The following is a 16,723-nucleotide window of genomic DNA, read 5'->3' on the forward strand; positions in this document are numbered from 1 at the left end:
TCGAGGGCTCGCGGAGTGTCAGAAGCCCAGGCGTTGGAGCTGCTTGGGGTCGCGCTGCCAGTCCTTGGCGATCTTCACGTGCAGGTCGAGGTAGACCTTCTGTCCGAGCAGCTTCTCGATGCCGATGCGGGCATTCGTGCCGACCTCACGCAGCCGCGAGCCGCCGCGCCCGATGATGATGGCCTTCTGGGACGAGCGCTCCACGAAGACGTTGACGCGGATGTCCAGCAACGGCTTGTCCGCGGGCCGGTCAGGACGCTGGACCATCTCCTCGACCACGACGGCCAGGGAGTGCGGCAGCTCGTCGCGGACGCCCTCGAGGGCGGCTTCGCGAACCAGCTCGGCGATCATGACGACGTCAGGCTCGTCGGTGAGCTGCCCCTCGGGGTAGAGCGGTCCGGGCGACGTCGGCAGGTAGGTGGCCAGCACCTGGGCGACGTCCTGCACCTGGCGGCCGTCGACGGCGGAGCAGGGCACGATCGCGTCCCAGTTGCCGAGCTGGTCGATGGCGATGAGGTGCTCGGCCAGGCGTTCGCGGTCGACCGTGTCGATCTTCGTCGCGATGGCGACGACGGGCCGTCGCCGGTCCTGCTGGATCTCCTTGAGCTCCCGGGCGATGAACCCGTCACCGGGTCCGATCCGCTGGTCCGCGGGCAGGCAGAACCCGATGACGTCGACCTCGAGGAGCGTCTCGCGCACGACGTCGTTGAGCCGCTCGCCCAGCAGGGTGCGGGGCTTGTGCAGCCCCGGGGTGTCGACCAGCACCAGCTGGGAGGTCGGGGTCGTGACGATGCCCCGGATCGTGTGCCGGGTGGTCTGCGGCTTCGACGAGGTGATCGCCACCTTGTGCCCCACGAGGGCGTTGGTCAGCGTCGACTTCCCGGCGTTGGGCCGGCCCACCAAGCAGGCGAACCCGGCCACGTAGCCGTCGGACGGGCCCGAACCACTCGCAGTCATGACACTCCCTCGCGCTCGGGCTCCACCGTAGTGCGCTCGCGGCTGTGGCCGCCCACCGCGGGTTCGGAGTCCCGCTCGGAGTCCCGCTCGGAGTCCCGCTCGGAGTCCCGCTCGGAGTCCCGCTCGTCGGCGGCAAGACGCTGCACGATGACGCTGGCGATGCGGTGGCGCCGTCCCGCCATGCGCTCGGCCACCAGGGAGAGGCCGGCGACCTCACACCTCGACCCGACGATCGGCACCCGGCCGATCGACTTGCCGATCAGGCCCCCGACGGTGTCGACCTCGTCCTCCTCGATGTCGACGTCGAAGAGGTCGGCGAGGTCGTCGATGTCCATCGTGGCGGGGACGCGGAAGGTGCCGTCCCCGAGGTCCTCCACGCCGGGCGCCTCACGGTCGTACTCGTCGGCGATCTCCCCCACGATCTCCTCGATGATGTCCTCGATCGTCACGAGCCCCGCAGTGCCGCCGTACTCGTCGACGACGACGGCGAAGTGGCTCTGGTCGCGCTGCATCTCGCGCAGGAGGTCGTCCACGGGCTTGCTCTCCGGGACATAGTGCATGGGACGCATCTGCGCGGTCACGGGCAGCGTGCCGGACTCCTGGTCGGCGTTGACCCGCCGCACGACGTCCTTGAAGTACAGCAGCCCGAGGATGTCGTCGGAGCCGTCACCCACGACGGGGATGCGCGAGAACCCGGACCGGAGGAACAACGACATCGCGGAGCGCAGCGACTTCTCGCTGTCGATGGTCACCATGTCGGTGCGGGGCACCATGACCTCGCGGGCCACGGTGTCACCGAGCTCGAAGACGGAGTGGATCATCTCCCGCTCGCCGTCCTCGATCACCGCGCTCTCGCCGGCGAGGTCGACGAGGTCGCGCAGCTCGGACTCGCTCTGGAACGGACCGTCACGGAAGCCGCGGCCCGGGGTGACGGCGTTGCCGAGGGCGATGAGCACCCGCGCCACGGGCCCGAGGAAGGTGCGCAGCCCGACGATGAGCGGAGAGGCGAACAGGGCCACGGAGTCCGAGTGCTGGCGTCCCAGCGTGCGCGGCGAGACGCCCACGACCACGAACGACACCAGGGCCATCACGCCGATCGCGAGCAGCAGCCGACTCCACAGGCCGTCGACCAGGTGGATGGCGCCGAGGGTGATGAGGACGGCCGTCGTCGACTCCGCGACGACCCGCAGGAACGCCGTCACCGACAGGTATGCCGCGCTGTCGGCGACGATGCGCGACAGCGCGTTGGCGCCGGGGCGCCGCTCCTCGAGCAGCTCCTGGGCCCGGATGCGGGACATCCGCCAGAGCGCGGCCTCGGCAGCCGACAGCAGGAACGCGGCGGCGATGCTGACGAGGGCGGCGAAGACGAGTCCGGTCATGACGACGCCATCAGGTCGTGGGACGCCCGCGACCCGCGAGGAAAGTCAGCAGCAGCTGACGCTGGAGCTCGAACATCTCGCGCTCCTCCTCGGGTTCCGCGTGGTCGTACCCGAGGAGGTGCAGGATCCCGTGCGTCGTCAGCAGCAGGAGCTCCTCCTCGGTCGCGTGACCCGCGTCGGACGCCTGCCGGGCTGCCACGGACGGGCAGAGCACGATGTCGCCGAGCACGCCCTCCTCGGGCTCCTCGCCCTCGCGGCCGGGCCGCAGCTCGTCCATCGGGAAGCTCATGACGTCGGTGGGACCCGGCAGGTCCATCCACTGCACGTGGAGGACCTCCATGGCGGCCTCGTCGACGAGCCGCAGGCACAGGTCAGCACCGGGGTGGACCCGCATCTCGCCCATGACGTAGCGGCTCAGCGCCACCAGCTCGAGCTCGTCGAGCTCGTAGTCGGTCTCATTGAGAACGTCGACGCTCACGCTGTCCTCGCCCTCCCTGCACCTGGTCGACCTGCGGGCGCTGGCCCTGGTCGTCCCACCGGCCGTAGGCATCGACGATGGCGCCGACGAGGCGGTGCCTCACGACGTCCTGCGGGGTCAGCACCGAGAAGTGGATGTCGTCGACGTCGGCGAGGATGTCGCGGACCACCCGCAACCCCGACTTGGTGCCGTCGGGCAGGTCGACCTGGGTGATGTCGCCGGTGACGACCATCTTGGACCCGAAGCCGAGCCGCGTGAGGAACATCTTCATCTGCTCGGGCGAGGTGTTCTGGGCCTCGTCGAGGATGATGAACGCGTCGTTGAGGGAGCGGCCACGCATGTAGGCCAAGGGCGCCACCTCGATGGTGCCGGCCGCCATCAGCCGGGGGATCGACTCGGGGTCGACCATGTCGTGCAGCGCGTCGTAGAGCGGCCGCAGGTAGGGGTCGATCTTGTCGTTGAGCGTGCCGGGCAGGAAGCCCAGGCGCTCGCCGGCCTCCACCGCAGGGCGGGTCAGGATGATCCGGTTGACCTGCTTGGCCTGCAGCGCAGCCACGGCCTTGGCCATCGCGAGGTAGGTCTTGCCGGTGCCGGCCGGGCCGATGCCGAAGACGATGGTGTGGGCGTCGATGGCGTCGACGTAGTGCTTCTGGTTCAGGGTCTTCGGGCGGATCGTGCGGCCCCGGTTGCTGACGATGTTCATCGTCAGCACGTCGGCGGGGCGCTCGGTCGTCTGCGCACGCAGCATGCTGATCGAGCGCTCGACGGCGTCGCGGTTCAGCGGCTGGCCGCCCTCGATGACCAGCAGGAGCTCGTCGATCGTGCGCTCGGCCAGGGCCACCTCGGCGCTCGGGCCGGACAGGTGGAACTCGTTGCCGCGGACGTGGATCTCCAGCTGCGGGAAGGCCCGCTCCATCGTGCGGAGCAGCTCGTCCCGCGGCCCGAGGAGCGTCACCATCTGCACCTGCGCCGGGATCTCGACGGTGTGGATGGGCACCGGGAGAGCACCCTCGGGCGCGCCCCCCAGCGTGGTCGGATGTTCAGGATCTGGCATGGTCTGCCCAGTCTACGGTGCCGCTCAGCCGGGAGGCCACGTCATTGACCGGCCCCCGAGCACGTGGACGTGGGCGTGGAAGACCGACTGCTGGGCGTCGACGCCGGTGTTGAAGACGGTCCGGTAACCGCCGCGTGCGATGCCCTCCTGCTCGGCCACCGCCTGCACTGCCTCGAGGAGGGAGACGGCGTCCTCGGGTCGCTCGACGGCCAGGCCCGCGACGTCGGCCACGTGGTGGCGTGGGATGACCAGCACGTGGGTCGGGGCCTGCGGGTCGATGTCGCGGAACGCCACCGTCGCCTCGTCCTCCCGCATCACCTCGGCCGGGACGGAACCGCTGACGATCTTGCAGAACAGGCAGTCAGGATCCATGGACCGAGGGTATCGGCGCGTCAACCGCCGGGTGGGGTTGCGCGTCAAGGTGGCGTGAGACTGTTGAGTGTGGCCGAGCGTGACCGTGGTGCTGAGGTGCGACCCAGCGCCGATGACGCCATCGCCGAGCTGTATGCCGCGCACTGGACGGGACTGGTGCGGCTCGCCTGGCTGCTGCTGCGCGACGACCTGGCCGCCGAGGAGGTGGTCCAGGACGCCTTCATCGCGGTGCACCGCCGCTGGGACACCCTCCGCGACCACCAGGCCGCAGCCGCATACCTGCGCCGGGCGGTGGTCAACGGAGCACGCTCCGGGCTCCGTCACCGTGGCGTCGAGGAGCGCTACGTGGCGCGCGAGCAGGGCGAGCCCACGGCATACGCACGGCACACCGAGGCGAGCGCCGAGGACCGCGCCCTCCAGTCCGAGAGCACCACCTCGATGATCGGCGCCTTGAGCCGACTCCCCCAACGCCAGAAAGAGGTCCTCACGATGCGCTACTACCTCGACCTGAGCGAGGCCGAGATCGCCGACGCGCTCGGCATCTCACCCGGCTCGGTCAAGGCCCACGCACACCGAGGGCTCGCCACCCTGCGCGACCGGATGGAGGCAGCGTCATGAGCGACCGCAGCGACTTCCTGCACCCGGACTACGAGCCGGGCGAGTTCGACCAGGTGGAGCGACGGCTGCGCCAGGCCCTGACCCGCGATGCGGAGCAGGTGCGGCCCTCCCCGCGGCTCGACACGATCCTGCACGAGGCCCACGAGCTCGGTCCGGTCACCGCCGCCGGTGGCTCGGGCGCGCGGCGCTGGCTCCTGCCCCTCGCGGCGGCAGCCGCTGTGGCCGCCATCATCGGCGGCGCCTGGTGGTCCGGGCAGGACGACCGCCACACCGTGACCCCGCCCCAGACGAACGGCCCCACGCTCTCGCCGTCACCCTCCCCGCCCGCGACGAGCTCGCCCACCACCAGCGCGCCGTCGGCGACGGAGTCGGTGACCCTGCCGGTGTACTTCGTCGGTCCCGTCGGGGGCGAGACGGCGAAGTACAAGCTGTTCCGCGAGTTCCTCCGCGGGAGCATCCCCACCGGCGGGGGCGAGGCCAACCGGGTCGAGGCCGCGCTTGGCCTGGCCATGAACGCCCAGCCGTTCAGCAACACCGACGGCTACCTGCAGCCCTGGAGCGGCACCCGCGTCCAGTCGGCGGCCATCACCCCCGAGGCCATCGAGGTGCAGCTGAGTGGCCCGGGCGCCGGTGGTTTCGACGCCGAGACCCAGCGGCTCGCGGTGCAGGAGCTCGTCTGGACGGCCCAGGCCGCGGCCCAGAAGACCCTCCCCGTGCGCTTCGTCGTCGCCGACGGGTCGACCACGCTCTTCGGGTCGATCTCCACGGACCAGGACTTCACCCGCCCGCCTGCGGACCGCACGTACGAGGACCTCGCGCCGATCTGGGTCTCCTCGCCGACCCGCGACCAGGTGCTGCCGTCGGCCAAGCCCGTGGTCGTCAAGGGCCTGGCCATCGTCTTCGAGGCCACCGTCAACTGGCAGCTCGAGCGCGGCACCACCGCGGTGGCGACGGGTCACGCCATGGCCTCGATCGGGGCGCCGATGCAGGGTTCCTACTCGTTCTCGCTCGGCACGCTCGCCCCTGGTGACTACACGATCCGCGTGCGCGAGCTCAGCGCCAAGGACGGCTCGGTGAGCGCCGAGAAGGTGGTGTCGTTCACGGTGAAGTGACCGCTCAGCGCCAGCGGCCGGCTGCACTCAGCACGGCGAGTGCTGCGGGCCCGGCGCTGGAGGACCGCAGCACGGTGGCACCCAGCCGGACAGGCACGGCGCCGGCCGCCTCGAAGGCCGCCACCTCCTCGGGGGTGATGCCGCCCTCCGGCCCGACCACGACGAGCACGTCGCCGGAGTCCGGGAGGACCTGCGTGGCCAGGCTCAGGGTCGCGTCCTCGTGGAGCACGTATGCCGCAGCGGCGCCACCGATGCGCCCGACCAGCCCCTTGGTGGTGGCGAGCTCCGCCACGACCGGGACACGGGCCCGGCGGGACTGCTTGGCGGCCGCCACCACGGTGGACTCCCACTTGCGGCGGGCCTTGTCGGCCCGCTCGCCACGCCACTGGACGATGCTGCGGGTCGCCTGCCAGGGCACCACCTCGTCGACGCCGAGCTCGGTCGCCGACTCGATCGCCTGGTCGTCGCGGTCCCCCTTCGCCAGCGCCTGGACGAGGACGAACCGGGGCTGACCCTCCGCCTCGTGGGCGACCTCGACGACGGCCAGGTCGAGCTCGGCCTTGCTGGCCGCGAGGACGTCACAGGTGAGCCGGAGGCCGGCGCCGTCCGCGAGGAGCAGCTGCTCCCCCACGCCGATCCGGCGAACGGTCGCGGCGTGCCGACCCTCGGGGCCGTCGAGCACCACCCGGCTGCCCACGGTGGCGCCGGCGACGACCGCAGGGTCGACGAGGAACAGGGGCAGGGTCACGACGGTCGGCTGCTACTTGGCCTTGAAGGCGTCGCGGAGCTTGCCGAACAGCCCCGGGTGAGCCGGGGACAACCGGCCCTCCGGCCGCTCCTCGCCACGCAGCGTCGCGAGCTCGCGGAGCAGGGCCTCCTGCTGCTCGTCGAGCCGGGTCGGGGTCTGCACGTTGGCGTGGATGATGAGGTCGCCGCGCCCGGTGCCCCGCAGGTGGGTGACCCCGAGGCCCCGCAGGGTCATCGCGTCACCGGCCTGTGTGCCCGCCTTGATCTCGAGCTCGTTGGTGCCGTCGAACGTCTCGAGCTTGACGGTCGTCCCGAGGGCCGCGGCCGTCATCGGCAGCTCGACGGTGCAGTGCAGGTCGTCACCACGGCGCTGGAACGTCTGGTGGGGACGGACCGCGACCTCGACGTAGAGGTCTCCGGCCGGGCCGCCACCCTGGCCGACCTCGCCCTCTCCGGCGAGCTGGATGCGGGTGCCCGTGTCGACGCCCGCGGGGACCTTGATCTTGAGCGTGCGACGGGTGCGCACGCGGCCGTCCCCGGAGCACTCGAAGCAGGGGCTCACGAGGACCTCGCCGTAGCCCTGGCAGGTCGCGCAGGGACGGGTCGTCATGACCTGCCCGAGGAACGACCGCTGGACCTGCTGGATCTCGCCGCGGCCTCCGCAGACGTCACACGTGCGTCGTGAGGTGCCCGGCTGGGCCCCGTCGCCGTGGCAGGTGGAGCACACCACCGCGGTCTCGATGGCGAGCTCCTTCTCGGCACCGAACACCGCGTCCGCGAGGTCGATGTCGAGCCGGATGAGGGCATCCTGGCCGCGACGCTGACGCGACCTGGGGCCGCGCTGCGCCTGACCGGCACCGGCGCCGAAGAAGGCGTCCATGATGTCGCTGAACGAGAAGCCCTGGCCGAAGCCGGCCGCTCCCCCGGCGYACGGGTCGGAGCCCATGTCGTACGACCGCCGCTTCTCGGCGTCGGACAGCACGTCGTAGGCCTGCGAGACCTTCTTGAACTGCTCCTCCGCCTCGGGGCTCGGGTTGACGTCAGGGTGCAGCGTCCGCGCCTTCTTGCGGTAGGCCCGCTTGATGTCCTCGGGGCTGGCGTCCCGGGCCACGCCCAGGTCCTGGTAGTAGTCGTTCAACGAGATGTCCTTGGTGTCACAGGGTTTGGTGGTGTCACAGGGTTTGGTGGTGTCACAGGGTTTGGTCGGGGGTGGGGGTCGCCGCGCGTCACTGCGCGAGGATCCGGGAGACGTACGTGGCGACGGCCCGCACCGACGCCATCGTCGTGGGGTAGTCCATCCGGGTGGGCCCGAGCACGCCGAGCCCCGCCACGAGCTCGGAGCCCGAGCCGTACTCCGTCGAGACGACCGAGGTGGACTGGAGCCCGGCGAACGGGTTCTCGTGCCCGATCCGGACCGACACGGCATCGGAGGTCTCCCTGGCCGTGCCGAGCAGCTTGAGCAGCACGACGTGCTGTTCGAGCGCCTCGAGCACCGGTCCGATGCTGAGCGGGAAGTCGGTGCCGACCCGGGCCAGGTTGGACGTGCCGGCCAGCACCACCCGCTCCTCGCGCTCCTCGACGAGGGCGTCGTCGAGCGACTGCACCACCGATCGGACCAGGTCGCGGTCCGCGGGGTCGAACTCGTCGGCGAGGCTCGCGAGGGACGACGCCGCGTCGACCAGCCGCTGGCCGACCGCCCGGGTGTTGACCTTCGCGCGGACCAGCCCGAGGGTGGCCTCGCCCTCCTGGGTGGAGAGGTCGTGGGTCGTCTCGATGACCCGCTGCTCGACCCGGCCGGTGTTGACGATGAGCACGACCATCAGCCGACTCGGACCCATCGGCACGAACTCGATGTGGCGCACCGTGGAGCGCGTGAGCGAGGGGTACTGCATGACGGCGACCTGCCGGGTCAGCGAGGCCAGCAGCCGCACCGTCCGGTCGACGACGTCATCGAGGTCGACCGCCCCCTCGAGGAACTGCGCGATGGCGGCCCGCTCGCCGGCGGTCATCGGCTTCACCGAGCTGAGCCGGTCGACGAACAGCCGGTAGCCGGCGTCGGTGGGCACGCGCCCGGCGCTGGTGTGCGGAGCGGCGATCAGCCCCTCCTCCTCCAGCGCGGCCATGTCGTTGCGCACCGTCGCGGCCGAGACCCCCAGCTGGTGGCGGTCCAGCAGCGACTTGGACCCCACGGGCTCGGAGGTCTGGACGTAGTCCTGCACGATCGCCCGCAGCACGGCGAGACGACGTTCTTCGCTCATCGGAGACCTCCCTCGACCGATTCGGGTCCAGCAACGGACAGTGCTGGCACTCAGGCTCAGCGAGTGCCAAGTCTACGTGGTTCCCGCGCCGGGAACAGCACGGGCGCCGCCCCGGCGGCGCGCCAGCCTCGCGACGGCGGGTCCGCGGCATACCCTGCCTCGGTGTCCGACCGCTATGGCTCCGATGTCCTGTCCGGTGACTGGAGGGTGCCCCCACGGGGGCGGTCGCGGGAGGTCGAGGCGGAGACCGGGCTCGTCGTCGAGGACGTCGAGACCGGCTGGTGCGGCGCCGTGGTGAGGGTCGAGAAGGCCGGCGGCCTGCGCGTCGTCCACCTCGAGGACCGCCAAGGACGCACCAAGGGCTTCCCCCTCGGACCGGGCTTCCTGCTCGACGGCGCACCGGTGGTGCTCACCCCGCCGACCGCCGCCGCCCGCGCCCAGCTGGCCGACGCGCGTGCCGCCGCCTCCCGCACGGCCTCGGGGTCGAGGGCGGTCGAGGGCGTGCGCGCCAAGGTGGCGAGCGGGTCGCGGATCTTCGTCGAGGGCCGCCACGACGCCGAGCTGGTCGAGAAGGTCTGGGGCGCGGACCTGCGGGTCGAGGGCGTGGTCGTGGAGATGCTCGACGGCGTCGACGACCTCGTCGGGGCGATCGCCGAGTTCCAGCCGGGGCCGGGGCGACGGATGGGGGTGCTCGTCGACCACCTCCTCCCGGGCACCAAGGAGCACCGGGTCGTGCAGGAGGCCGCCAAGGGCCGGTATGCCGCGCACGTGCGGGTGCTCGGTCACCCGTACGTCGACGTGTGGCAGAGCGTGCGTCCGGAACGGCTGGGTCTGTCGGCGTGGCCGGTGATCCCGCGTGGCCTGTCGTGGAAGGACGGCATCTGCGACCACCTCGGCTGGGCGCACGACAGCCAGGCCGACATCGCCCGGGCCTGGAAGCAGATCCTCGGCACGGTCCGGTCCTACGCCGACCTCGAGCCGAGCCTCCTCGCGAGCGTCGAGGAGCTCATCGACTTCGTGACCGAGCCGGGGCACTGAGGACGACCGGGTCGGGGTTGGCCCTGACCCGCCCCTGAGCGGACCCCCGAGTCCACCCCGAGTGAGGACTTTCGGGGGCCGCCATGCGTTTGACTGGGTGCAGACCCACGCAGACCACGGAGAGAGCCATGACCGACCAACCCCAGCCACAGCCGCACGTCCCACCCCAGCAGCCGCCACCGGGCTACGGCGTGGCTCCGCAGCCCATGTCCCAGCAGGACGAGAAGACCTGGGCCACCCTCGTGCACCTCGCGCCGTTCCTGGCGGCCGTGGTGGGCATCCCGTTCCTCGGCCCGCTGATCGTCTTCCTGATCTTCAAGGACAGGGGTCCGTTCGTGCGGTTCCACGCGGCACAGGCCCTCAACTTCCAGATCATCATCACGATCGCCTTCTGGGTCTTCGGGCTCCTGTCGCTCGTGCTGATCGGGATCCCGTTCCTCATCGCCACCGCCATCGCGTGGGTGATCCTGTCGATCGTGGCGGCGATCAAGGCCAGCAACGGTGAGTGGTACCGCTACCCGATGACGCCGGAGCTGGTGAAGTAGTCGTCCGGTGCAGTAGTCGTCCGGTGGAGTAGTCGTGCTCAGCGCAGGCCGAGCAGCCGGCGCACGACGGTGTCCGTGAGCAGCCGGCCCTGTCTCGTCAGCACCACCCGCTGACGGCGCAGGGCCGCTGTCGCGTCCACCAGCCCGTCCGCGACCAGCCCGGCGACCGCCACCCGGCCTTCGTCCCGCAGGTCAGCGATCGGGAGGCCGTCGACCAGCCGCACCCCGAGCAGCACCCGCTCGTCGTAGCGCTGCTCGTCGGTCAGGGTCTCGCGCCCGTGGGCGGGACTGAGCCCTGCGCCGACCCGGGAGGCGTAGGCGTTGGGGTGCTTGACGTTCCACCACCGCACTCCCCCGACGTGGCTGTGCGCCCCGGGGCCGATGCCCCACCAGTTGCCGTCGGCCCAGTAGCCCTCGTTGTGCCGGCAGCGTGCGTCGTCCCGCAGGGCCCAGTTGCTGACCTCGTACCAGCCGTACCCGGCCGACCCGAGGTGCTCGTCCGCGATCTCGTACTTCGCGGCCTCGTCGTCGTCCTCGGGCGCGGGCACCTGCCCCCGCCGCACCTGCGCCGCGAGCTTCGTGCCGTCCTCCACCACCAGCGCGTACGCCGAGACGTGGTCCGGAGCGAGCGCGGTGGCGGCGGCGAGGCTGGTGCGCCAGTCGTCCAGCGACTCCCCCGGCGTGCCGTAGATGAGGTCGAGGCTGACCTGGAGCCCCGCGGCCCGCGCGGCGTCGACGGCGAGGGCGACGTTGGCCGGGTCGTGGGTGCGCTCGAGGGTGCGCAACACGCGCGGCACGGCTGACTGCATACCCAGGGAGACCCGCGTGAAGCCGGCCTCGGCCAGCACCTCGAGGCCCTGGGGGGTGACCGAGTCGGGGTTGGCCTCGGTGGTCACCTCCGCGTCGGCCGCCAGCCCGAACGCCTCGCGTATGCCGTGCAGCATCCGGGCCAGGTCGGCGGCGGCGAGCATCGTCGGGGTGCCGCCGCCGACGAAGACGGTGTCGACCGGCGGGGGCGACCCGAGCACGGCGCGGGCTAAGGACAGCTCACTGAGCGCGGCGTCCGCAAAGGTGGCCACGCTGGCCCCGTCGACCCCGAGCTCGGTCAGCGTGTAGGTGTTGAAGTCGCAGTAACCGCAGCGSACCGAGCAGAACGGCACGTGCAGGTAGAGGCCGAACGGATGGGATCCGAGGGTGTCGAGTGACGCCGGTGACAGCCGCCCGTCGGACGGTGCCGGGTCACCGTCGGGCAGGGCGCTGGGCATGCCTCCATCCTCGCAGGCGGCCACCCCCGGCTCCGACACGGCGTGTCTCGGCGACACGCCGGAACGGGAGGAAATGGACCCGAGAACTTCGGTAAATCCACGCCGAACCCCTTGTGGCGGACGGGTCGCTCGATTAGAAATGACCTACGCAATCGCTTCGGCGAGAGCGTCGATCAGGACCTCGGTCTTGATCGTCGAGGGCCTCGGAAACTCATACTTTCCGAGGCCCTCACCTATTGCCCCGAGGCCCTCACCTCTTGCCCCGAGGCCCTTCTCACCCAGGGCGTTCACTTCCCCGGCCCGGCGCCACATAGGGTCGAGCGGTGACCACTCCCCGCTGGATCGAGCTCGACGGCGTCGTCAACATGCGCGATGTCGGGGGTTTGCCGACCACCGACGGCGGCGCCGTGGCCACCGGGCGGCTGCTGCGGTCGGACAACCTCCAGGACCTCAGCGACTCAGACGTCGAGGCCCTCGAGCAGCTCGGGGTCACCGACGTCGTCGACCTGCGCAGCAACGTCGAGCTGGCGCTCGAAGGTCCCGGACCCCTGCGGGCCCGTGACCTGACCCACCACCACCACTCGCTGTTCCGCGACGATGTCCGCGCGGTCAGCGCGCAGGACGCGCTGGTGCTGCCCTGGTCGAAGCAGGACCAGGAGAAGGCCGACGCGCAGCCCCGCCTCGACGACGACTACTGGGCCAGCCACTACCTCGGCTACCTGACCCACCGGCCCGACTCCGTGACTGCCGCCCTGGCCGTGGTCGCCCGGAGCCGGGGGGCGACGATCGTGCACTGCGCAGCCGGCAAGGACCGTACCGGGACCGTGGTCGGTCTGGCCCTCTCCGTGGCTGGGGTGAGCGATGACGACGTCGTCGCCGACTACGTCGCGACCGGCGAGCGCATCGAGCGCATCATGGACCGGCTGATGGCCCGCCCCGCCTACAGCGAGGCGCTCCAGGACCAGCCCGTCGACCACCACCGCCCCAGGCCCGAGACCATGCGGAGGATCCTCGACGTGCTGGCCGAGCGGCACGGCGGTGCGGCCGGGTGGCTGCGGGCGCAGGGGTGGTCCGCCGGGGACGTCGAGGCACTCCGGGCGAGCTTGCGCTAACGCGAGGGCTTGTCGGTCACCCACAGACGGATGGTGCCCTGCACCACCGGGGTGCCGTCGTCGCGAATCCCCTTGACCCGCACGGGTATCTCCACGTCACCCGCACGAGCCCAGTCGGCCGGGTCGGTCTCGGCGACGCAGGTGATGTCACTGGTCGCCTTGGCGGTGTATTCGACCTCCATGCCCTTCGGGATCCACCGCCGGCTGGTGGGGATGGTCGCTTCGGCCAGCGCACCCATGGCGGCCTCGAGCCCGTTGCAGATCGCGATGACGTGCACGGTGCCGAGGTGGTTCTGCACCCGGCGCCGCTTCGTGATCGTCAGCTCCGCGCGATTGGGGCCGAGCTCGACGAACCGCGGTCGGGCACTGCGGAAGTAGGGCGCCGCCTGTTCGAAGACGAGCGAGAACAGCCGCTTGCCCTGCGGGTATGCCGCGAGGCGCCGGTAGAGCGCGTAGGTGTCGACCATGCGGGAGACATTACCCGCCGGTAACCTCGTCGGCGCCGGTCCCCTACTTCTTGGTGGCGGCGTCGTTCGACAGCGCTGCGATGAAGGCCTCCGGGGGGACCTCGACGCTGCCGATGTTCTTCATCCGCTTCTTGCCGGCCTTCTGCTTCTCGAGCAGCTTGCGCTTGCGGCTGATGTCGCCGCCGTAGCACTTGGCGAGGACGTCCTTGCGGATCGCCCGGATGTTCTCTCGAGCGATGATGCGCGAGCCGATGGCAGCCTGGATCGGCACCTCGAACTGCTGGCGCGGGATGAGGTCCTTGAGCTTGCCGGCCATCATCACGCCGTAGGCGTAGGCCTTGTCCTTGTGGACGATCGAGCTGAACGCGTCGACGGTCTCGCCCTGCAGCATGATGTCGACCTTGACGAGGTCGGCCACCTGGTCGCCGTCGGGCTCGTAGTCGAGCGAGGCGTAGCCCCGGGTGCGCGACTTCAGCTGGTCGAAGAAGTCGAAGACGATCTCGGCGAGCGGCAGCGTGTAGCGCATCTCGACGCGCTCCTCGGAGAGGTAGTCCATGCCGCGCAGGGTGCCTCGCTTCTGCTGGCAGAGCTCCATGATCGCGCCGATGAACTCGCTGGGCGCGAGCACCGTGGCGCGCACGACCGGCTCGGTCACCGAGGTGATCTTGCCGTACGGGAACTCGCTGGGGTTGGTGACTGTGAGCTTCTTGCCGTCGTCCATGGTCACGTCGTAGACCACGTTGGGCAGCGTCGAGATGAGGTCGAGGTCGAACTCGCGCTCGAGCCGCTCGCGGACGATCTCGAGGTGGAGCATGCCGAGGAACCCGATGCGGAAGCCGAAGCCGAGCGCCGCCGATGTCTCCGGCTCGTAGACCAGCGCGGCGTCGTTGAGCTTCAGCTTGTCGAGGGCGTCACGCAGGTCGGGGTAGTCCGAGCCGTCGATCGGGTAGAGGCCGGAGAAGACCATCGGCTTGGGGTCGCGGTAGCCGCCGAGCGCCTCCTTGGCCGGCTTGGCGGCGTTCGTGACGGTGTCGCCCACCTTGGACTGCCGCACGTCCTTCACGCCGGTGATGAGGTAGCCCACCTCTCCGACGCCGAGGCCCTTGGCCGGCGTAGGCTCGGGCGAGCTGACCCCGATCTCGAGCAGCTCGTGCGTCGCCCGGGTCGACATCATCGCGATCTTCTCGCGCGGGTTGAGGTTGCCGTCGATCACGCGGACGTAGGTGACCACGCCGCGGTAGGTGTCGTACACCGAGTCGAAGATCATCGCGCGGGCCGGTGCGTCGGCATCACCGGTCGGCGGCGGCAGCTGCTTGACGATCTCGTTGAGCAGCGGCTCGACGCCCACGCCGGTCTTGCCGGACACCCGCAGGCAGTCCTCGGGCTCGCAGCCGATCAGGCCGGCCAGCTCTTCGGCGAACTTCTCCGGCTGGGCCGCGGGCAGGTCGATCTTGTTGAGCACCGGGATGATCGCGAGCTCGTTCTCCATGGCGAGGTAGAGGTTCGCCAGGGTCTGGGCCTCGATCCCCTGTGCCGCGTCAACCAGCAGCACGGCGCCCTCGCAGGCGGCCAGCGATCGCGACACCTCGTAGGTGAAGTCGACGTGCCCGGGGGTGTCGATCATGTTGAGGGCGTAGGTCGTGCCCTCGTGCTCCCACGGCATGCGGACGGCCTGGGACTTGATCGTGATCCCGCGTTCGCGCTCGATGTCCATCTTGTCCAGGTACTGCGCGCGCATGGCGCGCCCATCGACGACGCCGGTGATCTGGAGCATCCGGTCGGCCAGCGTCGACTTGCCGTGGTCGATGTGGGCGATGATGCAGAAGTTCCGGATCAGGTCCGGCGGCGTTGCGTGCGGCTGCAGCGCGGTGCGGGCCATCGGGGACACGGGTGCTTCAAACCTCACGGGCATCGGGGAAGAACGGAACGGCCCATCCTCCCATGCGACCGGGGGTGCCGGTGACGCACCGTCGGGTCAGGCCCTCCGGTTCGTCGATCGTTGGAGGAAGGCCGACCACAGGGCGATGCCGATCCCGGCCACGGCCAGCAGACCGCCGACCCTGGACGGCCATTCGTAGCCCAGTCCCGCCGACAGCACGATCGACCCGAGCCACGCGCCGAGGGCGTTGGCGATGTTGAGGGTCGAGTGGTTCAGGGCGGCCGCGAGAGCCTGTCCTTCGTGCGCCACGTCCATCAGGCGGGTCTGGAGCATCGGGACGAGGATGCTCGGCAGCAGGCCCAGCACGAAGACGGCGATCAGCCCCGACCACTTCGCGGTCTGCACGGCCGGGCCGAAGAGGAAGAGCATCACGGCGATCGCGCCCAGGAGGACGGTGATCCCCCTAAGGAGGCCGAGGCGGGACGCCGGTCCGGACAGGAGGGCTCCGACCGTCATCCCGACGCCGTAGAGCGCGAGGATGAGCGGGATGGTCGCGCTGCCGAACCCGCCAAGCTCGGTCATCGTCGGCGAGATGTAGGAGAACGTGGAGAACATGCCGCCGAAGCCGACGGTGCCGATCCCCAGCGCCAGCCAGACCTGGGGCCGCTTCAGGGCGGACAGCTCAGACCGCATGCTCACCCCGCCGTCGGGCGGACAGAACGGCACCCAGCGCCACACCGCGAGCACGGTCAGCAGCGCGATCCCTCCCACGGCGGCATACGGCCACTGCCACCCGTAGGTCTGGCCGATCCGCGTAGTGACGGGGACGCCGACGATGTTGGCGACGGTCAGGCCCGTGATCATCATGGAGACCGCCCAGGTGCGGCGGTGTGCGGGCACCATCGACGCCGCGACCAGCGAACCGACCCCGAAGTACGCCCCGTGCGGCAGACCCGACAGGAAACGGGCCCCTATGAGCAAGCCATAGCTGTTCGCGAACGCGGACAGGACGTTCGCCACGGCGAAGGCACCCATCAACCAGAGCAGCAGCTGCTTGCGCGGCATCTTGGTGCCCAGCGTCGCCAGGACGGGGGCACCCACCACCACGCCCGCGGCGTAGGCGGACACGATGTGACCCGCCGCCGGGATGTCGACACCGACACCGTCCGCCACCTCGGGGAGCAGCCCCATCGTCACGAACTCGGTGGTGCCGATCGCGAACCCCCCGACGGCCAGGGCCAGCAGGGCGAGGTTGACGTGCGTCGGGCGGATCGTGGGCTCGTCGAGGTCAGGCGTCTGCGCAGAGACGGTGGCGTCGGTCACGGCAGTGCAACGACGGCGGGTCGGCAGGTCATTCCTCCATGGTGCGCGCGTGGGGCGGGTTGGGTGCGGATCGCCCAGCCGCCGAGACATACCATCGGAGCCGACCGACAGAGCACCGA

Annotated in this window: 17 protein-coding genes; 5 read left to right on the forward strand and 12 right to left on the reverse strand. The window is 70.7% G+C overall.

Translation table 11 applies throughout. From position 1 onward, the window contains the following. Window positions 1-18: 18 nt before the first annotated feature. From era to AC1DX8_RS09480, 5 genes are read right to left on the reverse strand one after another with little or no spacing between them, the layout of a single operon-like run. Window positions 19-957 carry a GTPase Era gene (era, locus tag AC1DX8_RS09460; RefSeq protein WP_477629670.1) on the reverse strand — a complete coding sequence of 313 codons (939 nt, stop codon included), beginning with the start codon at window positions 955-957 and terminating at the stop codon, window positions 19-21. Beyond that, window positions 954-2,336 carry a hemolysin family protein gene (locus AC1DX8_RS09465; protein ID WP_477629671.1) on the reverse strand — a complete coding sequence of 461 codons (1,383 nt, stop codon included), beginning with the start codon at window positions 2,334-2,336 and terminating at the stop codon, window positions 954-956. Before AC1DX8_RS09465 ends, era begins: the two co-directional genes overlap by 4 nt. Window positions 2,337-2,346: 10 nt before the next feature. Then, window positions 2,347-2,814, reverse strand: coding sequence for an rRNA maturation RNase YbeY (ybeY, locus tag AC1DX8_RS09470; RefSeq protein ID WP_477629672.1), 468 nt, complete (start codon window positions 2,812-2,814; stop codon window positions 2,347-2,349). After that, window positions 2,792-3,868 carry a PhoH family protein gene (locus tag AC1DX8_RS09475; protein WP_477629673.1) on the reverse strand — a complete coding sequence of 359 codons (1,077 nt, stop codon included), beginning with the start codon at window positions 3,866-3,868 and terminating at the stop codon, window positions 2,792-2,794. The genes ybeY and AC1DX8_RS09475 overlap by 23 nt, the downstream gene beginning before the upstream one ends. 24 nt (window positions 3,869-3,892) lie before the next feature. Beyond that, window positions 3,893-4,240 carry a histidine triad nucleotide-binding protein gene (locus AC1DX8_RS09480; RefSeq protein WP_477629674.1) on the reverse strand — a complete coding sequence of 116 codons (348 nt, stop codon included), beginning with the start codon at window positions 4,238-4,240 and terminating at the stop codon, window positions 3,893-3,895. Between the two features lie 69 nt (window positions 4,241-4,309). Here AC1DX8_RS09480 and AC1DX8_RS09485 point away from each other — a divergent pair, with 69 nt between their 5' ends. Both AC1DX8_RS09485 and AC1DX8_RS09490 read left to right on the forward strand, forming a co-directional pair. Then, a complete protein-coding gene (locus AC1DX8_RS09485; protein WP_477629675.1) occupies window positions 4,310-4,858 on the forward strand; it encodes a SigE family RNA polymerase sigma factor in 549 nt (182 codons plus the stop codon). Then, the gene (locus tag AC1DX8_RS09490) at window positions 4,855-5,970 is read left to right on the forward strand and encodes a Gmad2 immunoglobulin-like domain-containing protein (RefSeq protein WP_477629676.1); all 1,116 of its coding nucleotides are present in this window, start codon (window positions 4,855-4,857) and stop codon (window positions 5,968-5,970) included. The genes AC1DX8_RS09485 and AC1DX8_RS09490 overlap by 4 nt, the downstream gene beginning before the upstream one ends. A gap of 4 nt (window positions 5,971-5,974) precedes the next feature. Here AC1DX8_RS09490 and AC1DX8_RS09495 read toward each other — a convergent pair whose 3' ends face one another. From AC1DX8_RS09495 to hrcA, 3 genes are all read right to left on the reverse strand, one after another. After that, window positions 5,975-6,718 (reverse strand): 16S rRNA (uracil(1498)-N(3))-methyltransferase, encoded by a 744-nt coding sequence (locus AC1DX8_RS09495; RefSeq protein WP_477629677.1) that lies wholly within the window; start codon window positions 6,716-6,718, stop codon window positions 5,975-5,977. A gap of 12 nt (window positions 6,719-6,730) precedes the next feature. After that, window positions 6,731-7,855, reverse strand: a complete 1,125-nt coding sequence (gene dnaJ / locus AC1DX8_RS09500) for a molecular chaperone DnaJ (RefSeq protein WP_477629678.1) — start codon at window positions 7,853-7,855, stop codon at window positions 6,731-6,733. Between the two features lie 88 nt (window positions 7,856-7,943). Next, entirely contained in the window at window positions 7,944-8,975 is a 1,032-nt protein-coding gene (hrcA, locus tag AC1DX8_RS09505) for a heat-inducible transcriptional repressor HrcA (protein ID WP_477629679.1), read from the reverse strand. 162 nt (window positions 8,976-9,137) lie between these two features. Between hrcA and AC1DX8_RS09510 the strand changes: the two genes are divergently transcribed. Both AC1DX8_RS09510 and AC1DX8_RS09515 read left to right on the forward strand, forming a co-directional pair. Next, window positions 9,138-10,013, forward strand: coding sequence for a DUF3097 domain-containing protein (locus AC1DX8_RS09510; RefSeq protein ID WP_477629680.1), 876 nt, complete (start codon window positions 9,138-9,140; stop codon window positions 10,011-10,013). Window positions 10,014-10,141: 128 nt separating this feature from the next. Further along, entirely contained in the window at window positions 10,142-10,558 is a 417-nt protein-coding gene (locus tag AC1DX8_RS09515) for a DUF4870 domain-containing protein (protein WP_477629681.1), read from the forward strand. A gap of 38 nt (window positions 10,559-10,596) precedes the next feature. Here AC1DX8_RS09515 and hemW read toward each other — a convergent pair whose 3' ends face one another. Beyond that, window positions 10,597-11,823 carry a radical SAM family heme chaperone HemW gene (hemW, locus tag AC1DX8_RS09520; protein WP_477629682.1) on the reverse strand — a complete coding sequence of 409 codons (1,227 nt, stop codon included), beginning with the start codon at window positions 11,821-11,823 and terminating at the stop codon, window positions 10,597-10,599. Between the two features lie 323 nt (window positions 11,824-12,146). On the opposite strand from hemW, the gene AC1DX8_RS09525 reads away from it, so the two are divergent. Continuing rightward, window positions 12,147-12,935, forward strand: a complete 789-nt coding sequence (locus tag AC1DX8_RS09525; RefSeq protein WP_477629683.1) for a tyrosine-protein phosphatase — start codon at window positions 12,147-12,149, stop codon at window positions 12,933-12,935. Here AC1DX8_RS09525 and AC1DX8_RS09530 read toward each other — a convergent pair. The 3 genes from AC1DX8_RS09530 to AC1DX8_RS09540 all read right to left on the reverse strand — a co-directional run bounded on the left by AC1DX8_RS09530 (window position 12,932) and on the right by AC1DX8_RS09540 (window position 16,604). Further along, on the reverse strand, window positions 12,932-13,402 hold the full coding sequence (locus tag AC1DX8_RS09530) for a hotdog fold domain-containing protein (RefSeq protein ID WP_477629684.1): 471 nt from the start codon (window positions 13,400-13,402) through the stop codon (window positions 12,932-12,934). The genes AC1DX8_RS09525 and AC1DX8_RS09530 overlap by 4 nt on opposite strands. Window positions 13,403-13,445: 43 nt before the next feature. Continuing rightward, window positions 13,446-15,281 (reverse strand): translation elongation factor 4, encoded by a 1,836-nt coding sequence (lepA, locus tag AC1DX8_RS09535; RefSeq protein WP_477629742.1) that lies wholly within the window; start codon window positions 15,279-15,281, stop codon window positions 13,446-13,448. Between the two features lie 96 nt (window positions 15,282-15,377). Next, window positions 15,378-16,604 (reverse strand): MFS transporter, encoded by a 1,227-nt coding sequence (locus AC1DX8_RS09540; RefSeq protein ID WP_477629685.1) that lies wholly within the window; start codon window positions 16,602-16,604, stop codon window positions 15,378-15,380. Window positions 16,605-16,723 lie beyond the last annotated feature (119 nt).

This window comes from Pedococcus sp. P2_A3, assembly GCF_056405035.1.